The sequence below is a fragment of the Acinetobacter sp. GG23 genome, from assembly GCF_057766365.1.
The window spans coordinates 19430-37771 of record NZ_JBYMDJ010000001.1 but is presented as its reverse complement, the minus strand read 5'-3'; the positions used below and the strand labels follow the sequence as shown (position 1 = coordinate 37771).

23 protein-coding genes are annotated in these 18342 nt (G+C 38.5%); 12 read left to right on the top strand and 11 right to left on the bottom strand.

The features are described 5' to 3' along the window. Positions 1-697: 697 nt before the first annotated feature. From AC3CAU_RS00210 to AC3CAU_RS00185, 6 genes are all read left to right on the top strand, one after another. Positions 698-919: a hypothetical protein gene (locus AC3CAU_RS00210; RefSeq protein WP_131217522.1), complete on the top strand. Its 222-nt coding sequence runs from the start codon at positions 698-700 to the stop codon at positions 917-919. 1 nt (position 920) lies between these two features. Then, positions 921-1235, top strand: coding sequence for an ERF family protein (locus tag AC3CAU_RS00205; RefSeq protein WP_131217523.1), 315 nt, complete (start codon positions 921-923; stop codon positions 1233-1235). Between the two features lie 185 nt (positions 1236-1420). Then, entirely contained in the window at positions 1421-1789 is a 369-nt protein-coding gene (gene tusD / locus AC3CAU_RS00200) for a sulfurtransferase complex subunit TusD (protein ID WP_131217525.1), read from the top strand. Between the two features lie 43 nt (positions 1790-1832). Beyond that, positions 1833-2183 (top strand): hypothetical protein, encoded by a 351-nt coding sequence (locus AC3CAU_RS00195; protein ID WP_131217527.1) that lies wholly within the window; start codon positions 1833-1835, stop codon positions 2181-2183. A gap of 20 nt (positions 2184-2203) precedes the next feature. Further along, a complete protein-coding gene (locus AC3CAU_RS00190) occupies positions 2204-2488 on the top strand; it encodes a DsrH/TusB family sulfur metabolism protein (RefSeq protein ID WP_131217530.1) in 285 nt (94 codons plus the stop codon). A gap of 13 nt (positions 2489-2501) precedes the next feature. After that, complete coding sequence (locus tag AC3CAU_RS00185; protein ID WP_131217601.1) at positions 2502-2813, top strand: TusE/DsrC/DsvC family sulfur relay protein; 312 nt, start codon at positions 2502-2504, stop codon at positions 2811-2813. Between the two features lie 17 nt (positions 2814-2830). On the opposite strand, the gene AC3CAU_RS00180 is transcribed toward AC3CAU_RS00185, so the two are convergent. Together AC3CAU_RS00180 and AC3CAU_RS00175 are read right to left on the bottom strand one after the other, a co-directional pair. Next, a complete protein-coding gene (locus AC3CAU_RS00180; RefSeq protein ID WP_131217532.1) occupies positions 2831-3313 on the bottom strand; it encodes a winged helix-turn-helix transcriptional regulator in 483 nt (160 codons plus the stop codon). A gap of 186 nt (positions 3314-3499) precedes the next feature. Then, entirely contained in the window at positions 3500-4399 is a 900-nt protein-coding gene (locus AC3CAU_RS00175; protein ID WP_131217534.1) for a LysR family transcriptional regulator, read from the bottom strand. Between the two features lie 96 nt (positions 4400-4495). Between AC3CAU_RS00175 and AC3CAU_RS00170 the strand changes: the two genes are divergently transcribed. Both AC3CAU_RS00170 and AC3CAU_RS00165 read left to right on the top strand, forming a co-directional pair. Next, positions 4496-4936 (top strand): CidA/LrgA family protein, encoded by a 441-nt coding sequence (locus AC3CAU_RS00170; protein WP_131217536.1) that lies wholly within the window; start codon positions 4496-4498, stop codon positions 4934-4936. A gap of 1 nt (position 4937) precedes the next feature. Further along, positions 4938-5630, top strand: a complete 693-nt coding sequence (locus tag AC3CAU_RS00165) for an LrgB family protein (RefSeq protein ID WP_131217538.1) — start codon at positions 4938-4940, stop codon at positions 5628-5630. A 70-nt stretch (positions 5631-5700) separates the two neighbouring features. On the opposite strand, the gene AC3CAU_RS00160 is transcribed toward AC3CAU_RS00165, so the two are convergent. From AC3CAU_RS00160 to AC3CAU_RS00130, 7 genes are all read right to left on the bottom strand, one after another. Continuing rightward, on the bottom strand, positions 5701-6456 hold the full coding sequence (locus AC3CAU_RS00160) for an adenosylcobinamide-GDP ribazoletransferase (RefSeq protein ID WP_447052989.1): 756 nt from the start codon (positions 6454-6456) through the stop codon (positions 5701-5703). Further along, positions 6453-7082, bottom strand: a complete 630-nt coding sequence (locus AC3CAU_RS00155) for a histidine phosphatase family protein (RefSeq protein WP_447052988.1) — start codon at positions 7080-7082, stop codon at positions 6453-6455. Before AC3CAU_RS00155 ends, AC3CAU_RS00160 begins: the two co-directional genes overlap by 4 nt. 29 nt (positions 7083-7111) lie before the next feature. Then, positions 7112-8164, bottom strand: a complete 1053-nt coding sequence (gene cobT, locus AC3CAU_RS00150) for a nicotinate-nucleotide--dimethylbenzimidazole phosphoribosyltransferase (RefSeq protein ID WP_447052987.1) — start codon at positions 8162-8164, stop codon at positions 7112-7114. Then, positions 8164-8682 carry a bifunctional adenosylcobinamide kinase/adenosylcobinamide-phosphate guanylyltransferase gene (cobU, locus tag AC3CAU_RS00145; RefSeq protein ID WP_447052986.1) on the bottom strand — a complete coding sequence of 173 codons (519 nt, stop codon included), beginning with the start codon at positions 8680-8682 and terminating at the stop codon, positions 8164-8166. The genes cobT and cobU overlap by 1 nt, the downstream gene beginning before the upstream one ends. Beyond that, a complete protein-coding gene (locus AC3CAU_RS00140; protein ID WP_447052985.1) occupies positions 8679-9308 on the bottom strand; it encodes a 2'-5' RNA ligase family protein in 630 nt (209 codons plus the stop codon). The genes cobU and AC3CAU_RS00140 overlap by 4 nt, the downstream gene beginning before the upstream one ends. A 462-nt stretch (positions 9309-9770) precedes the next feature. Then, positions 9771-10241 carry a Cys-tRNA(Pro) deacylase gene (ybaK, locus tag AC3CAU_RS00135; protein WP_447052984.1) on the bottom strand — a complete coding sequence of 157 codons (471 nt, stop codon included), beginning with the start codon at positions 10239-10241 and terminating at the stop codon, positions 9771-9773. A 322-nt stretch (positions 10242-10563) separates the two neighbouring features. Next, the gene (locus tag AC3CAU_RS00130; protein ID WP_131217553.1) at positions 10564-10674 is read right to left on the bottom strand and encodes a hypothetical protein; all 111 of its coding nucleotides are present in this window, start codon (positions 10672-10674) and stop codon (positions 10564-10566) included. Positions 10675-11339: 665 nt separating this feature from the next. Here AC3CAU_RS00130 and AC3CAU_RS00125 point away from each other — a divergent pair. Then, a complete protein-coding gene (locus tag AC3CAU_RS00125; RefSeq protein WP_447052983.1) occupies positions 11340-11933 on the top strand; it encodes a DUF4142 domain-containing protein in 594 nt (197 codons plus the stop codon). A gap of 123 nt (positions 11934-12056) precedes the next feature. Here AC3CAU_RS00125 and AC3CAU_RS00120 read toward each other — a convergent pair whose 3' ends face one another. Further along, positions 12057-13280: an alkane 1-monooxygenase gene (locus tag AC3CAU_RS00120; protein ID WP_447052982.1), complete on the bottom strand. Its 1224-nt coding sequence runs from the start codon at positions 13278-13280 to the stop codon at positions 12057-12059. A gap of 191 nt (positions 13281-13471) precedes the next feature. On the opposite strand from AC3CAU_RS00120, the gene AC3CAU_RS00115 reads away from it, so the two are divergent. Next, on the top strand, positions 13472-14395 hold the full coding sequence (locus tag AC3CAU_RS00115) for a helix-turn-helix domain-containing protein (RefSeq protein ID WP_447052981.1): 924 nt from the start codon (positions 13472-13474) through the stop codon (positions 14393-14395). A 1-nt stretch (position 14396) separates the two neighbouring features. Here AC3CAU_RS00115 and lpxB read toward each other — a convergent pair whose 3' ends face one another. Beyond that, on the bottom strand, positions 14397-15593 hold the full coding sequence (gene lpxB, locus AC3CAU_RS00110) for a lipid-A-disaccharide synthase (protein WP_447052980.1): 1197 nt from the start codon (positions 15591-15593) through the stop codon (positions 14397-14399). A 224-nt stretch (positions 15594-15817) separates the two neighbouring features. On the opposite strand from lpxB, the gene AC3CAU_RS00105 reads away from it, so the two are divergent. Further along, complete coding sequence (locus AC3CAU_RS00105) at positions 15818-17986, top strand: TonB-dependent siderophore receptor (protein WP_447052979.1); 2169 nt, start codon at positions 15818-15820, stop codon at positions 17984-17986. A 70-nt stretch (positions 17987-18056) separates the two neighbouring features. Continuing rightward, entirely contained in the window at positions 18057-18341 is a 285-nt protein-coding gene (locus tag AC3CAU_RS00100) for a hypothetical protein (protein WP_447052978.1), read from the top strand. Position 18342 lies beyond the last annotated feature (1 nt).

The following is an 18342-nucleotide window of genomic DNA, read 5'->3' as shown; positions in this document are numbered from 1 at the left end:
TAGCATCAGTGACAATTAGTAATAACCGTGATTATCTTTCCTTAGCTCTTCATTCTCTTGTGTTGTGGCCACCAATAGTGACCTTATCTCTTCCATAGAAAAAACAGTCATGATAATAATCCATTATTTTTTAAAGAGCATAGCAATTCTAAGCATTAAAAAAGCCCACCTTTCGATGAGCTTTCTATACTAATTATATCAAGATAGAGCTAATAGGAGGTTTCAGCCCCCTCAGATAGTGTCTTCAGACTATCTAACTTTTCTTGTTGAGAAAGGTTATAAACATGGAAACCGGTAAAGAGTATAAGTGCTAATAGTACTCCGCTTAAAATCATAATCCTTTTGTAATTCACTTAGGATTCATCTTGATTTAAACATGGACCTTACTCATGTACATGCACGAACAGAATAATTCCGACTGCTTATATTCAACTTCTTCAGGAACATCGATATCGTAAAATTTAGCATCGGATTCAGCCAGTTTTGGTGGGGTAATCCATTCTCCCGAATAAAAATGATGTAGCCACCCCTCTAAATCAAAACGTGACCAATCTACTGAATGTAAAATATGTTGCTTTGCTACTAGTACTCATCGTTATAAATCCCCTACCATCTTCTCAATTTGCTGAACCGCTAAACCTGACTTCATTTTTTCTGTAAAACGTATTACCTGATATGCGCCTTGGTCACACTGTCTATGGAGCAAGGTAAAGACCTCTTTGCTGAAAACCTTAAATCAGGTGAACTCGAAAAATTAACTTTAGAAAAATACGTTGCCAAGCCGTGGATCCACCAAAACTTTGATCGTAAACGTGCTTTTCAACGTCGCAAAGCCTTCGCGATTAGTATGCAAAGTTCACCTATTCCATTACATGAACGTCGTGCGTATAAAAAACGCCTGGGGCTTAAGGGGAAATAACATGACTAATTCTAATAATCAAATTCAAAATCCTGCAGAACACTCTTATCATGTTTTGCAGCAAATCCAACTGGAACTAAAAGCGCCTAAAAGCAAATGTAATTTGTTTGGTAATTATACCTATCGTAACTGTGAAGAGATATTTGAAGCAGTTAAGCCATTCCTGCCGAAATACCACTCCACACTGATCATTACTAACGAGGTACAGGAAGTTGGATCAGTAGTTGTGGTAACTGCAAATGTGATTTTCACTGATTCCAATGGTAAAGAAACTGTAGGAAAAGGAAATACAGGTAATATCATTCAGATAAAATAAATGCCTTGATACTTTTATGCCTCAATAAATCTATAAAATATTGTTTTTAAATAACTATTATTAAAATATTTTTAATATGAAGTGCTGAATTATTCAGATACTACGTAGAATCATTGTATACTACCTTTTTCTTATGAAGTTTGGATGCATCAACATTGGATTGGGCATTCCTCAAGTGAATTTCGATGAGTACCTTATTACTAATTACCTCTGCTCCAACCTCGATCTATGCCTGGCATGCGCTAGGTCTGGCACAGGCCTTACACGCTAAGAACCAGACATTTCGTGTATTTTTCTATCAAGACGGTGTTTTTTTGGCGAACTCCTTACAGTGGGTTCCTGACGATCAACGTCATTTGACGAAAGAATGGCAAAAGTTAGCCATTCGCTTACCGGTTTGTGTGAGTGCTGCCTTGGCACGTGGTATTACAGATGTGGAAAATGCGAAACGACATCAAATTAGTCAACACAATCTTGCACCAGGCTTTGAATTGATTGGACTGGGTGAACTTGCCGATGCAGTGCAATCCGCACAACGTCTGATTCAATTCTAAGGCGTTATTTTCAGGAATTTGTGGCTTTTAAAAGGTAAATTGTGTGAAATCTGTACTCGTTATTTTAACTCAAGCCAATCTTGCCAATTTACAAGTGCATGAAAGCTTGTCTGCCACGATGGTACTGGCGACTTTTGGTTGTGAAGTCAAAGTCTTGCTGCAAGATGCAGGCTTAAGTTTACTCAATTCAGAACTGCAATTTGAACAGCTTAAACATGCCTTTAAAATTGCCTCCAATATGGTCGACAGCTTTGAGTTTTACGATCTCACGCCTGTCTTGGTGGAAAAGAAACTCCAGAACTCACACTTCGTTGCTCAAGCTCAACAGGATATTGAATTTATTGAACTAAATAGTGAGTTTATTCAATTTTTTGATTTTGTGCTGTACTGGTAAAGATGAAGAGTGAAATGATCATGTCAAATAAAAGCTTATATTTAGTGCAAAGTAATTTTTCAGCTACGCCATCGGTACTGGCAAAACTAGAACAACTTTACAGCCCTGAAGATACCGTTATTTTAATGGGTGAATCTGTATTGCAGTTTCAACAGCCTTTCTTGCAACAAGTGAATTGGGTGTATGTACTAGAGAACGATGCTGAAATTTTAGCGGGACAAAAGACAGAGAATATGAAAATTATTTCTTATGCCGAATTTGCCGATATTTGCCTGTCTCACACCCGCTGTATACGTTTAAGTTAATGTGAGATTAATGATGAATTTAGAACTCGATCAAGATGGTCACTTAGTCGATTACACCATTTGGAATGAAGCAATTGCGCAAGAATTGGCAAATACTTTAACTTTAGAACTCACAGCATGGCATTTTGAAGTCCTGCATGCGGTACGTCAATTCTACCAACAGTTTGGTCATTCACCTGCGACGCGACCACTGATTAAATTTCTGATGAAAACAGTCAGTTCCGACATTAATAATGCTGTGTTACAAGACAAATTTAATACAGGTTTGGTGGCACGTCATTTAAGCCGTCTGGCAGGTATTCCAAAACCACCGAATTGTCTATAAAGATGATTGATTCAGGTTTAAGACGGTATTTTATGCTGTTCTAAATAATTAAAATAATCTTGGGTCAATTCGGGTTTAACTTGCTTGGCATGAAGGGTTTCATTACATTCGGAACACACCAGTCGTGGTGTTATTTTATGACCGCAGCTTTTATGGGTATATTGCATCGGCTTTCCGAAGCCCTCATTCATCCATTCATCTGCCCAGTTGGCCATCGACATTAAAATCGGATAAAGCGCCAAACCCTTTTCAGTTAAACGATATTCATAACGTTCTTGTCGTTGCACGTAAGGGGTTTTGACTAAAATATCATTTTCAACCAGACGTTTTAGACGATCTGACAGCACATGACGGGTTACACCTAAATTTTGTTGAAAGGATTCAAAACGGCGTGTGCCCAAAAAGGCGTTCCTTAAAATCAGCAATGTCCAACGATCACCAATAACCGATAAGGTTCTGGCAATTGAACACGGCTGTTCTCCAATATCATCCCATTTCATAAAGAAAAATCATCAACAAAAAGTTTAACCCAGAAAAGTTACCGCATTCATCTCAATATTGAAAGGCTTGTAATCTGAATCTACAAAATATGAAAACAAAAAAATTATTATATTCAGCTTTTTAGAATGATCAGTTTAAGTTCATCATTCCCTATAGAACCTGTTGTTTTATAGGTGATTGAATGATTAAAAATGAATTTCATCCTGATTTTCTTCAATAATTTTTAGCCAGGCTCGGGTCGCAGGATTCATTGCAACCGTATTATTCCAGGCCATACTCAAGGTCCAATTGATATTAGGATTTTCCAATATACTGACATTATATTTTTCTTGATCCAGTTGTTCACAATAGGTTTTTGGTAGCAATGCGATTCCAACATCCGATTCCACCATTTTGGCAATAAAGTCCCATTGACTGCTTTTACACACCACCTTGGGTTCAAATCCGACATAGTGGGCTGCTTGTATAATCATATTATTTAAACTAAAGGTATCGGCATACAGTAGAAATGACTCTTCTTTCAGTTCAATTAAAGAAACTTTTTCTCTATTCTTCCATTGCGTATCTCTACGTGAAAGTAAACATAAAGGCGAATCAATAATCGGAATGCCACTTAAAATCGGTTTTAAATGCCCCAGTAAAATCCCGACATCTACTTTTTTTGCCAGAATGGCATCTTCAATACCTGTGGCACCAACCTCTAAAAAACTTAATTCAATATTAGGATATTGCTTGTGAAATTTGGCAATTAGGCTGCTAAGTAATGCCGATCCTACCGGTGGAAGTCCGATGGTTAATTTACCTTGTTTCAAATTTCGCACTTTAGCCACGGTTTCAAAAATACGCTGTTGCTCTTGCAATATCACTAAAGCATGTTGGTAAATTTGCTCCCCCATATAAGTCAAAACGACATCGCGTTTTCGACCTGCTTCTCCCTTATAAAATAAAGGCACGCCAATTTCTTGTTCTAAAGCATGAATTGCCTTACTGATGGTGGGCTGTGTGACACACATTTCTTCCGCTGTACGTGTGAAACTTTGCAGTTGCACAATTTTAACGAACATGCTCAAGCTCTTAATATCCACAAAACATTCCATTTAGGCATAATCTTTTTTTTATTATTCATAATATAGATAGTCGGTCAAATCTAAAATACGACCAAGCTTTTATCTCTTGTTATTATGTCTACCTCTTTACTCTCTCCCAAACTGCTGCATATTGCTCAAATCATTCTGCAATTGAGTTTTTTGGTCATCATTTGGTGGGTTGCTTCAGTTATACAGCACACACTCAATTTACCTGTATCCGCCGGTGTGATTGGTCTTTTATTGGTTTTATTAGCTTTGCTGAGCGGTCTATTTAAATTGCAATGGATCAAAACAGGTTCAGATTTTATTTTGGGAGAACTGGTCTTATTATTTATTCCCTGCGTCGTCGGCATCATTAAATATAAAGAGCTGTTTTTAACCCAAGGCTGGCAACTTATTCTTGCGGTATTTATCGGCACGATTTGCGTAATGCTTGCAACGGCATATAGCGTCTATTTGGGTTTTAAACTAGAAGCGCGTTTAAAGCAAAAACATAAGCATCATTCTGATCCACTGCTAAAACAGGGAGAGTAAGATGAACCTGGTTGCTATTCTCTGCTTTATTATTACGTTAATTGGTTATGTGCTGAGTAAAAAATTGCATCAAAAATATCCCTATATGCTTTTAGCGCCTGGAATTTTTGTGCCTTTTATCATCATGGTGCTGATGGTCATTTTTAATGTCTCTTACGACACCTACATGATGGAAAATAAATGGATCATATGGATGCTTGGACCTGCAACCATTGCTTTTGCCATCCCTATTTATGAATATCGCAAAGTCATTAAAGAACATGTGCTCTCGATTAGTTTGGGTATTGTGGTAGGAATGATTGCTGGTGTGATGAGCGCATTCTATTTGGCAAAGTTATTCAGCTTTAATCAAGAAACCACTTATAGCTTAATGGCACGCTCTATTTCTACACCATTTGCCATGGAACTGACTTCAAATATTGGCGGTTCAGTTGAACTGGTGATTTTATTCACCATGATTACCGGTATTGCCGGTGTTGCTATGGCTGATATGATTCTGCTTGCCTTAAAGCTAAATTCACGCTTTGCGCAAGGAGCAGCTTTGGGTAATTCAGCACATGGTTTTGGTACCAGTAAAGCCTTTATGCGTCATCGCGAAGAAGGCGTTGTTGCCTGTTTAACCATGGTACTTGCGGGGGTATTTATGGTGTTGTTGGGACCTGCGATTATTCGACTTATCGTGACTTATTTATAATCATATACAGTTGAACCTCAAATCAGCGTGATTCTATATCACTGAATCACGCTGAATGAAGCAAAAATATTTAAAGCCAAACCACAGGAAAATAAAAACCAAATACAGCCAGACTCAAAACACTCACAGCCTCGCAAATTTCAATACTTGCTCCGACTGTATCACCAGTAATGCCACCAATCCGCTGGATAAATTTATGCCGTAAATATATTAAGGTTCCTATAAATATCATTGCAGTCAAAACACCCACCCATGCAAAATATGCAGATGCAACCAAACACAAGGCAGATATGATTACTGAACCCGTTTTAGGAATAAGTTCTGCGATTGAAGATCCTAAGCCTTTCTCACGCACATATTGGGTAGTCAAAAATAAAAATAGCGGTGCTAAGCGACCTAATACCGGAAATAAAAACAGGGCTGAATAGAGTTGTTTTTCTAATAATACGTACAGTGCCGACCATTTAATCAGACACACAATAATTAAACTGAGCACTCCAATCGGCCCACAGCTTGGGTCTTTCATGATTGCTAAAGTGCGTTCTTTATCGCCAAAACCACCCACCCAAGCATCAGCGGTATCGGCTAAGCCATCTAGGTGCAAACCACCCGTCAACCAGATCCATACCACTAAAATCAAACTGCTCAGCAAGATCACCGGCAATGCATGCAGTACTGTGGCGATAGCAAATAAAATTGTACCTATCATCAAACCAATCAGTGGATAAAACAGTAAAGATTGACCATTTTGCTGTTTGCTCGGCATTTCTTTCAATTGAATAGGAAATATGGTTAAAAACTGCAAAGCGATAAAAAATGGTGTCATTGCGGCAATTCCTTGAGCAAATGAATAGAAGAATCTTCATGAATTGCAAAGGAATTGAGTTGCCCCAACTCTGCTGTCATTTTTAAAATATCATCCAGTGAATGATTTAAGGCGATACATTTTAAAAGTTTAATCACACCGCCATGCGTCACCACTAAAGCATGCTGCCAACCATTTTCAAGCATCTGTCGTTGCATTTTTTCAACGCTATTGAAGATACGTTGATAAAAATCCTGCATGTTTTCTGCATTCGGCGGAGTAAATTGAGTCGGTTTCTGCCAAAAATTCGCCAGTAATTCCGGTTCATTTTTATAAATAACCTGGATAGATACGCCTTCCCAATCGCCAAAATGCATTTCTTGCAAACCTGCATCATAAAAGATAGATCGTTGCTTTTGATCGGCTACCGATTCTGCAAATAAACGACAGCGTTTTAAGGGTGAACTAAAGATCACATCCCATTGTATATGGTGATGCATGGAATCTTGCTTAGAAACATGCAAAAACTGATCTATGGTTTGCTGCATCTGCGCCCAACCCAACTCGGTTAAATCATCATCTGTAGAACCGCGCAAGGTATGACTTAAAGTCGTTTCACCATGGCGAAGCAGATCAATCTTTAACATGTTCAATATCCTGTTGAATACTTTTAGGATTAAACCTTTTCACCAATGACGGCAGCTTCTGCAAAAGTTGCCATATTGTTGTGTAGACTACATGCCAGTTTAATCACACCTAAAGCAGCGCCTGCACCACTGCCTTCGCCTAGACGTAAGTTCAATTTGAGTAATGGATTGGCATTTAATTCCTGTAATAAACGTCGATGTCCATATTCTGCCGATTGATGGCCAAACAACATCCACTCACGAACTGCAGGATTTAAACGTACCGCTACAAGCGCTGAAACTGTGGTAATAAAGCCATCGACCACCATAGCCAAACCCAATTGTGCACAACGAATATAAGCTCCTGTCATCGCTGCAATTTCTAAACCACCCACTGCGGAAAGTGCTTTAAAGGCATCATTACCTACATAATCTTGGTGTAAAGCGATGGCCTGATTAATGACATTTTTTTTATGAATTAATTGTTCTTCTCGAATGCCCGTACCTACACCTGTCAGTTGTTCAGCAGGTTCATTCAGTAAATAACACGCAACTGCTGATGCAGAACAAGTATTACCAATACCCATTTCCCCTGCGACATAAATAGAGGCGCCATAAGCTACGGCATCTTCTACGCTTTTACGTCCCAGATTCATCGCTTCAATACACTCAGCTTCAGTCATGGCAACTTGTTTGGCAAAGTTGGCTGTTCCCGGAATAATGCAATGACGTTCTACGCCTGCATATTCATAGGCATCACCTACAGTACCACAGTCAATGACCTGTAATTTGGCATTGTATTCTTTAGCAATTACACTAATACAAGCACCACCAGTAGTGAAGTTTTGCAGCATTTGACGCGTCACAGCTTGCGGATAGGCAGAAATATTTTCTTCCATCACACCATGATCGGCGGCAAAAATCGTGATCCAAGGCCAATCTACATTGGGGCATGAATTGTCTTGCAAACTTGCCAATAGCACGGCAGTATTTTCGAGTTCAGATAATGAGCCTGTGGGTTTGGTCAGTTGTAATTGACGTTCTTCCGCCAGTTTTTTTGCTTCCGTACTTGGCGTTTTACACGTATCCAACCACCAGTTCATTATTTCTCTCCTTTTAAAATCATGGGAAAACCTGCCACACAAAAAACCACTTTATCGGCAATTTGCCCCAACTGCTGATGTAAACGCCCCGATTCATCGACAAACTTGCGGCTGATCTCGCCCATCGGGATCACGCCTAGACCGGTTTCATTACTGACTAAAATAACGTCTGATTCTAATATCGGTAAAATATCCAGCAGTTTTTGGCATTGATGCATCTGCAATTCAGGATTTTCATACATCAACAAATTGCTCATCCACAAGGTCAAGCAATCGACAAGAATCACTTGATTGGGGTGATCAAGCTCGATTAAACAATTGGCCAGATATAAAGGCTCTTCAATTACAGTCCAGTGCTTTGGACGTTGCGCTTGATGATGCTGAATACGTTGCTGCATTTCAGCATCAAACGCTTGTGCGGTTGCAATATAAGTTACTGCCAAACCTGAATCTTTTGCAGTTTGTTCTGCAAGGTGACTTTTACCAGAACGGGCACCACCTAAAATAAGTTGTATCATACGTCACCCAATTGAAATTGATGAAATGGATAGAGCTGACCTTGCAATATTTTCGCGTTATATGTGCCAAAAGTCAGTTGGTCGACTGAAAATTCAAAGCGTTTTTGTTCGATGCTGTTGATACGATTAAAAATTAAATCACTATTAAAATCTTGATGAAACAAACCTAAAGTCAAATGTGGACAATAGTCGAGCGGTGCAATTTCATCGCAACTTTGACCGAGTAAATGACGTAATTTTAAAAGGATTCCATTTTCATCAATAATTTCGACAAATAAGGCACTTTCAAAACTGTTGATACGACCTGTTTTTAATTGAAATTTATTTTGAGAATTATCTGTTAAGTACTGAATATGTTGATGCATTTTTTCAATGCCAAAATCATCATTCCAAATCGGTTTTTGCTGGGTGAGGAAGCCACAAATAAATAAAGTGAGGTGAAATTGACGGGTATTGGGCTTATATAAAAAATCTGAAAAAACCGAACGCAGCTGATTTAAATACTCTAATAATTCTGGATGCTCAATTTCGATATACCATAACGAAAAATGCTCACGTCCACGATGCCATTCAGGATAATCCCCTGCAAGTGTAGGAACAACAGGCGTAGAAGACTTTAGGAACACATATATATCACAATAAATTTAATCAGCTTATTAAAGCATGAATGCTGTTAATTTTCTCGGAGGGTTGATTTAGTAATATTCAATTATTAATGAATTATATTCAACTTTCATGTATTTAACGCATGAGCCTCAATATTTTATAAAAAATTTCTAAAATTCAGCCTAAAACAAGGCCCTACTAATTAAAACCAAACTAACACCGATAACTGTTAAATAGTTTTTTGCTAAGAGATGAAAAAAATAGCCAAAAATAGATAAAATGGATAGTCACTGTGCTAGTGATACAAACCGGTACTGACCCCGTGGGCCAAATACAATAAAGCCTGCATTGTGCTGATTCATTATTCAATTTAAACAAATTTTATTTTTATACACGCAACAATACCGACCTAATGGATTTTTTCCATTTTATATTCAACCCATCTTTACTATTAAGACTTGTTCTGAATAAAACGCTTAGTTCTAATCTTGATCTAAAATATCTGCAAACTGTGCGCCCAAGACTTTGACTAAATCTTGTGGTTTTACCCCAATATCTAAGCCTCTTTTGCCACCACTGACATAAATTTTGGTTAATGACTCGGCAGAACCATCTATCACAGTTTTTAAGCGCTTTTTCTGTCCGACTGGACTAATCCCACCCACCAAATAGCCAGTTAAGCGTTCGGCATCTTTCGGATCTGCCATATGTAATTTTTTAGCCCCTACCGCTGCAGCTATTTTCTTTAAGCTTAATTGATGTGCAACAGGCAAAACAGCGACATAGTAATTTTTATCATCGGTCACCAATAAGGTTTTAAATACTTCTTTGACTTCTAAATTTAACTTTTCAGCCGCTTCTAATCCAAAACTTTTTGCATTTACATTGTGCTCATATTCATGGATAGAAAATTCGATTTTATTTGATTTTAAAATTTTGCAAGCAGGTGTCATTTTTCGATTATATAAAGAACTGGAGCGCTAAATTATATGCTTTTTTAAAGTCAATGTTTAGCATGCTTAGGCTATTCTTAGCTTAATTTATCTTCATTTTACTTTATCTGTGAATCAAAGTAAGTTATAAAATAAAATGCTTTATATAATTGCCTATAAGTTAAATAATGCTATTTGATAAAATTTTGTATTTTGAAATGAAATAAAAAAAACCACAAAGTAGAACTTAAGCTTTAATTTTCACTCAACCTTGAAGCTTGTATATTTTATTGCCAGAAGCTCTATCTCAATGTAGAGTTCCCTTTCTCTTTACCCTATTCACTTATAGAAAATATTCCCAAATAAGGTAACCTAGACCGAAGCCAATGAATGAGTAAAGTGTGATGATGAAAAATACAAAACTCGCTTTATTTTTCTTTTTTAAAAAACTCATATTGAACCTCAATGCCTAGTCTAAATTACATCATATTATCGCACTAATTTAGAGCATATTGAATATTAATCATTTCAAAAAGAATGATCTGCTATAGCATCCCTGTATCTGTGCTTTAAGGCCAAGAATATTCTAGCTACTCTTATCTGGAATCGAGATGAGAGAAAGCTCTTCTGAATCATTGTGAGCTAAAACCTTCATAATTGATTAAAAGTTATGTTCAGAATTTTTCGCAAAAATTAGGGATATTTTTTGCCTTGAAAAGACATGGAACATCGAAGCAAGCTTTAATTTGATCAAATAAAAATTAACTCTAGTGACAAAATATTCCTGAAATAACTAAGTGGCCTCATAATCGGATTTTCGCCTAGTTCTTGCTTAGACTTAAATTTTTAAGTAGTTCATATTTATCGTGTAAGCACGATAGAATTGAATGATACTATCTTCTTAATTCCTATTATATGCAGGTAAAGCACTATGCGGCCTTGCTTTCTCCTTTTTTTGTGCTGACCTTAAATAAACCAATAGCTCCTCATCTTTACTTAAATCAATAACCGATTTATATATCTATCCAAGAAATCTACGCAAAAGATACACTGTTTTCAGTGTCCTCAACCTATCTTATAAAGGCAAATCAAATAATAGAAACTTTAAAGGATGCCACGATGAAAACTATTCCAATGAAGAAGATGATCAACTGTATTGCTGTTAGTAGTGTATTGAGTTTTACTGCCTTTCAAACTATGGCGGCAATGGATCAGCAACCCACACATGACAGCAAAAATCCACCCAAAATGTTGCATGACAATCATGAAAATTTAACTGATAGTCAAGTGATTAAAGTGTTAAGTACGGCTAATAACGGTGAGATTAAGCAGGCAAAAACTGCTTTGCCAAAACTTAAAATGGATGAAGCCCGTAAATATGCTCAATTGATGATTAATGAGCATTCAGCGAATGAGAAAAAAGGCCAAGCGTTGGCAAGTCGTCTAAAGTTAACTCCACAAGTGAGCAACCTCAGTACATCATTGCAAAATGATAGTGATAAGATGGTGAATAAACTAACTCATTCATCAGCAGCTGACAAAGACTATATGATGACTCAAGTTGAAGTACATCGTAAAGTTTTAATGACTATTGATAAGCAATTGATACCAAATGCCAAAAATTCAGAATTAAAAAATATGCTGATGCAAACTCGTACTGCAGTTGCCAAGCATTTACAAATGGCTGAACAACTCGTTAAAAAGATGAAATAACATAAAATTATAATATAATTGTATAAATATACTTAAAAAAGCCTAGTTTTAATCAGCTAGGCTTTTTTAACAATTTATCAACTAAGGTTTCCTTCAAATAAATTGCTTGTTAAGCGCTCTACTTTATTGTTCTTTATTCAATAAACGATCAAGCACGCCAAATTTCTTGAAAATTTTCGCACGGCGTTTCGGATGAATATTGGCTTTATTTAAATCGCCTTCGTAATGATCAAATACACGTTTATCCATCATTTTAAACCATAGCGATGGAATTAAAGCTGGCAATAACATGGTTGCATAACCACTTGGCAATTCAGGTGCTTCATCAAAGTTACGTAATGCCTGGAATGGACGTGTAGGATATGCATGATGATCTGAATGACGCTGTAACTGGTACAAAAACAAATTGGTGGTAATGTTATTATTATTCCAGCTATGTTCTGGCATGGTACGCGTATAAGTTCCGTCTTGTTTTTTATCACGCATTAAACCGTAATGTTCAATATAGTTAATAATTTCAAATAAGCTTACCCCATAAAAAGCCTGTGTTACCAAATACGGAATCACATCTTTACCAAACAGTTTCAACATGGTGGCATGAAAACCTGCACTCATCGCCCAGCCTTTAAGCAGTTCATTTTCTTTGCTAAAAAATGATAGACCTTTGCGTTTTAAACGGTTCTTTTCAATTTCAACCGCTGATTTAAGCCCCCCAAATACCGTTCTTGGCCAAAACTCATAGAAGGTTTCCCCCATTTTAGAAGATGCCGGATCTTCAGGTGTTGCAGCACGTTTATGATGCCCATACGGATGCTCAACCCGAAAATGGTTGTAAAACAACGGCATTAATGTGGCATGAGAAAAATAGTGATCTTTTTTATTCGGTCGATGTGACAATTCATGGGCAGTATTTACCCCAATGCCATTAATTGCTCCCATCGAAATCCCCAACAGGAGCTGATCGACAAAAGAGGTATCTTTACGACTCACCACATAGCCTGCAAATAGATTGGCTGCTATTTGCAAAGGAATAAACAATTTCACAATACGGTCATAATAAGGATCGTTCACTAATGAGGTAATTTGGTCATCGTTTGGGTTATTACTGTCTTTACCTACAATTGAATCGATACTGGGAATAATCACATGCAGTAATAAAGGCCCCCCCAAAGCAAATATTTTTTTCGTCAATTTAGGACCAAACTGATAGCCGGCCAAAATACCCATACCAATGACAGGTAAACCTGGACTTAATAACCACCAATAGCGTTTTTTATCCAGTGCTAAACCTGATGCAGCTGGAAGGATTTGAATTGTTGTTTGAGTTAAATTTACTGGTGCATTCATACTGACGATCTTCCCTATTTTTTGTTCTACCGTTATATTTCTAGAAATGGGCCATCAAGAACAGTTTTAAACGTCCAAAAAAGCTATGCAAACGTCCTTGGCATTAATAGCCAATATTTGACATAAAAACACATGCTTGAGTGAATCAAAGCTTTTTATAATTTTACTAGATGATGACAGAACGATAAGACATGGATGCTTTAAGTAAAATTTTTGATGATATTCATCTTAATAAATCTGAATATATTTATTTAAAACCGCAAGGTGACTGGGCCTATTCGTATCAGGAACAAGATGCCATGATTGGCTATGTGGTTATGGTGGGCCATATGACCATTCAGCTTAATCCTCATACTCAACTACATGTTGAAGCGGGTGATCTGGTTCTAATTCCCTCGGGACAAAATCATTCTTGCCATAGCAGTCATAAAAGCAATTTAGTTGAAGCCTTGAATATCACCGAACTTTTTGATCAAAAAAGACAGGAAACCATCGAGTTTGGAAGTATTAGCGGTGAGCCTGCTCTTATTTTAGCGATCCGCTGCCATATCGATACCATTATGGCGCGGCCTTTACTGAATGCCCTGCCCGACTATATTCATATTCACCATATTACCGGCAGTACTGCACCGGAATGGCTACAGATTGGCTTACATTTTTTGGCTGTAGAAGCCTATCAAATTCGACCGGGTCGCGACAAAATTCTCGATCATCTGGTCAGTATTCTATTTATTGAATGTGTACGCGATTATATTGCTCAGTTAAGTGACTCCAATAACTGGCTCAGAGCATTGGCGCATACCGAACTCGCCAGTGCTTTGGCCGCTATTCATGGTAAGCCAGATCAGGCCTGGACGGTAGAAAGTCTGGCTGAACAATGTTGCATGTCCCGTTCTAAATTTGCCACCTTATTTAGCAGTATTGTGGGCGAAACACCTTTGGCCTATTTACAGCAATATCGCTTACGTTTGGCATCGCAGCATTTACGTGAAGGACAATTGTCGATTCAGCAAATTGCCCATCGTGTCGGTTATTCATCTGAAACTGCATTTAGCCAAACCTTTAAGCGGCTGTTTGATCTCACACCCAGTCAGTATCGCCAGAAATTCCAGTAAATCATTCTGGGTTGGATATGTTCACAGCATTTAAGGTATTTAAAATCGCTTGAACAGGATCTTCGCTATTTCCGGAAAGTAATTTCTTATGCATGGTGATGTGCTGCATGGCCTGAATTTGTGCGGTTTCAACATTCATCAGTTTTTCAATTTCAATAGCCAAATTTTCTGGCGTTGCATCACTCTGAATCAATTCTCGAATGATTTTTTTACCGGCAATAATATTGGGTAAAGAATAATAAGGAATTTTGATCAGGAATTTGATCACTACATACGTCAGCCAATTCAACTTATAAAAAGTCACCATCGGACGGTGTAACAGCATCGCCTCTAAAGTGGCAGTTCCAGATGCCAATGCCACAATATTGGAAGCATTCATGACCTGACGACCAATTTTCGATTCTGTATCCGTATTTTCCATCAGGCAAACTTTAGCCACAAAATCAGCAGGGTACTGTTTTAATAATGCTTCAATCTGCTGCTTGCGTGCATCATTAATCGCAGGAATCAAAAAAATATATTCAGGATGCTTTTGACTCACGATTTTGGCTGCATCCAGTACCAACGGCCCCAATCTTTCAATTTCACCGCGACGGCTGCCCGGTAAAAGTGCGATATGTTTATGTTCAACATTCAAGTCCAGCTCTTGCTTGGCTTCAATCAGAGGATTTTGCAAAGGCAATTGACTGGCGAGTGGATGCCCCACAAACGCGGCTGGCACATCAAATTTTTTATAAAAAGTTTTTTCGAACGGAAATAAACACAGCACTAAATCAATGCTGGCTTTAATGCCATGTACCCGTCCCTGACGCCATGCCCAAACTGAAGGACTGACATATTGCACAGTTTTAATCGGTAAATTTTTCTGTTTTAAGCTTTTGGATAAGCGCAAGTTAAAGTCTGGGGCATCAATTCCGACAAACACATCGACCGGCTCTTTCGCCCAAGTCTCGACCAGCCCATCACGTACCGCAAACAGCTTTTTAAGATCTTTTAGAACTTCAACAATTCCCATCACCGATAAAATATCCATCGGATAATAACTCTTGAAGCCTTCTGCTATCATTTGAGGGCCACCAATGCCTTCAAATTCGGCATCAATTCCTTGCTCACGAAAACTGCGGATGAGTTTAGCACCAAGCGTATCTCCAGACACTTCCCCGACCACCATACCGATTTTAAGCTTCCGATTTTGCAAGACTTTTACCCTCTGTAAAATTATCGAGATTTTAACATATCCATCTATTTTAAATCTTATCTGTAGCAACAGATGCATAAATTAATAGCGCTATATCGATTTAACACCATCTAAATTATCATTTTCCTACTGATGATCAATCTAAAATACCAATTACCTCAATATTGAGGTTAATCTCAATTAACATTAATATAAATGATAATCAATTCCATTATCATATAGAAATGCACACAATAAATCCCCTTCTTTCCCATAATTTCAAACTTTCACTTCTCAGCTTGGCCCTATTTGGCGTGCAATCTAGTTTTGCTGAGGAGGTACAAACTTTATCGACCATTCAATTACAAGCTCAATCCGCTAATATCGAAGAGAGTTCAGAAAAAACTAAAGCCTATATCGTTAAAAAAAGCAGCAATGCCACCAAGCTCAATCTTGAAACCAAAGAAACACCGCAAACCATTAATGTCGTGACACGACAACAGCTAGATGATTTTGCCATTAGCAATACGCGTGATGTCTTACGTAATACCCCCGGTGTCAGCGTGAGTAGTCAGGAAACTGATCGTACGTCCTATCTCTCTCGCGGCTTTGAAATTTCCAATATTCAGGTCGATGGTATAGGTTTTCCCTTGGAAGGTTATAACTATAACAACAGTAACCCGGATACTTTCTTGTATGACCGCGTTGAAGTCATCAAAGGTGCAGATGCCTTAAGCAATGCGATTGGCGACCCCAGTGCAACGATCAATATGGTGCGCAAACGCCCTACCCAGGATGTACAAGGTTCTGTTTCTGCCAGTTATGGATCTTGGGATACCCAGCGTTATGAAGCCGATGTTTCCTCTGCCTTGACGGAAGATGGACGTATTCGTGGACGAGTCTTCGGTTATCAGCAGACGGGGGATTCTTACCTCGACCATTACGCTCAGGAAAAAAATGGCGTCGGGGTGATTGTAGAAGCGGATCTGACTGATTCAACTTTACTGAGTGCAGGTTATAGCCACACCAATAGCAAATCGGATGGCAATAACTGGGGCGCAAATCCTCTGATGAATAGCAGCGGTGAACAGCTTGGCTATTCACGTTCATATAATTACAGCCCTGAGTGGACCTATTGGGATAGCAATATTCAAAATTATTTTGCAGAACTCAAGCAACAGCTTGGCGGTGACTGGGAACTCAAGCTGAACTATGATGAAACTCACATCGACCGTGATGCAAAACTGTTATATCTTTCTGGCAACCCGGGTAGTGACAATACCTCGGGCATTTTTTTATGGCCAGGCAGATATATAGATGATAATAAAGAGCGCCAAGCCAGTATCAGTGCTCAAGGGACATTCCCCTTATTTGGACAACGGCATGAAGCGGTCATCGGCTACAGCTGGGCAGAAAACCAGGTAAATGGCTTGGGCTATGCGGGCAGTTACACCAATCCTTTGACTACCGATTTAGCCAGTTGGACGCCTGTTGAACCCACTTGGGAGATGACCCAGACCAGCGGTGAAGCCCATATGCAGCAAAACCTGCAAAGCTATTACGCAGCGACGCGCATTCATTTTAATGATGATTTGAAAATGATTTTGGGTAGCAACTACGTACAAGCAAAAAGCAAAGGCCATAGCTATGGTGCAGATGCCTATTATGATGAAGACAAAATACTGCCTTATGCCGGCCTGACTTATAATTTCACACCTGAATATACGGGCTATATGAGCTATAGCTCAATTTTCCGCCCTCAGACCACCCGGGCTTTGGATGGCAGTTTAAATAAACCGATTGAAGGTGAAAGCTATGAACTTGGAGTAAAAAGCTCATGGCTAGATGACCGGTTGACTGGCTCAATGGCCATTTTCAGAATTGAAGAAAGTAATTATCCGCTGCGAAATTCAGATGGTTTACCGATCAATCGTAAAGTACAGGTTAGCGACTTACGCTCGCAAGGTTATGAATTTGGCTTGGCTGGGCAGCTTAGCGATAATCTGAATGTTTCATTCGGTTATACCCTGTTCAGTCTGAAAGACCTGATCAATGGAGGTAAAGCCCGAACCTATAATCCAGACCAGATGTTTAACTTACTTACGACTTATACCGTCCCGCAGTTACCGCAACTCAAAATTGGTGCAGGCGTACAATGGCAGGACAACACTTATCTAGATGTACCTGAAGCCACCGACACCGCTAGTGTAATTACTCAAAATGCCGGAATCATTCGTCAAGACTCCTACGCCCTGATTAATTTAATGGCAAGCTATGAGATTAATGATCAGTTGTCGTTACAAGCCAATGCCAATAATATTACCAATGAAAAATATTTATTTAATTTCCCGGATGCACAAGGTTTCTATGGTGCACCTGCAAACTATAGCGTAGCAGTACGTTATAAATATTAATCTGTAACCCTGAACCTAAGTTAAAACTGACTTAGGTTCTTTTTTATCTGTTTCATGCGAGTGAATGCTCATGATTTCCAGTACCGTTCAATATCGCTTTACTGTGCTCTACCGCTTTATCATCGCCTTTCTACTCGGTTATGCCTGCACCGCGTTGTTAGCCAGCAACTTAACGGTACTGTTTTATCTTCTATTTCCAAAAGCAGAAGCGATCTATCTGGCAGCATTCATCAGTATTTTATTCTTTGTCAGTTTTGTCATTAGCAGTTTCTGCATTCAATCTTTACCTAAGTTAAGTTTGATCAGCATTAGTTTGGCTACTGGTCTGGCTGCTATTTACTGGATCGCAGGTTAAG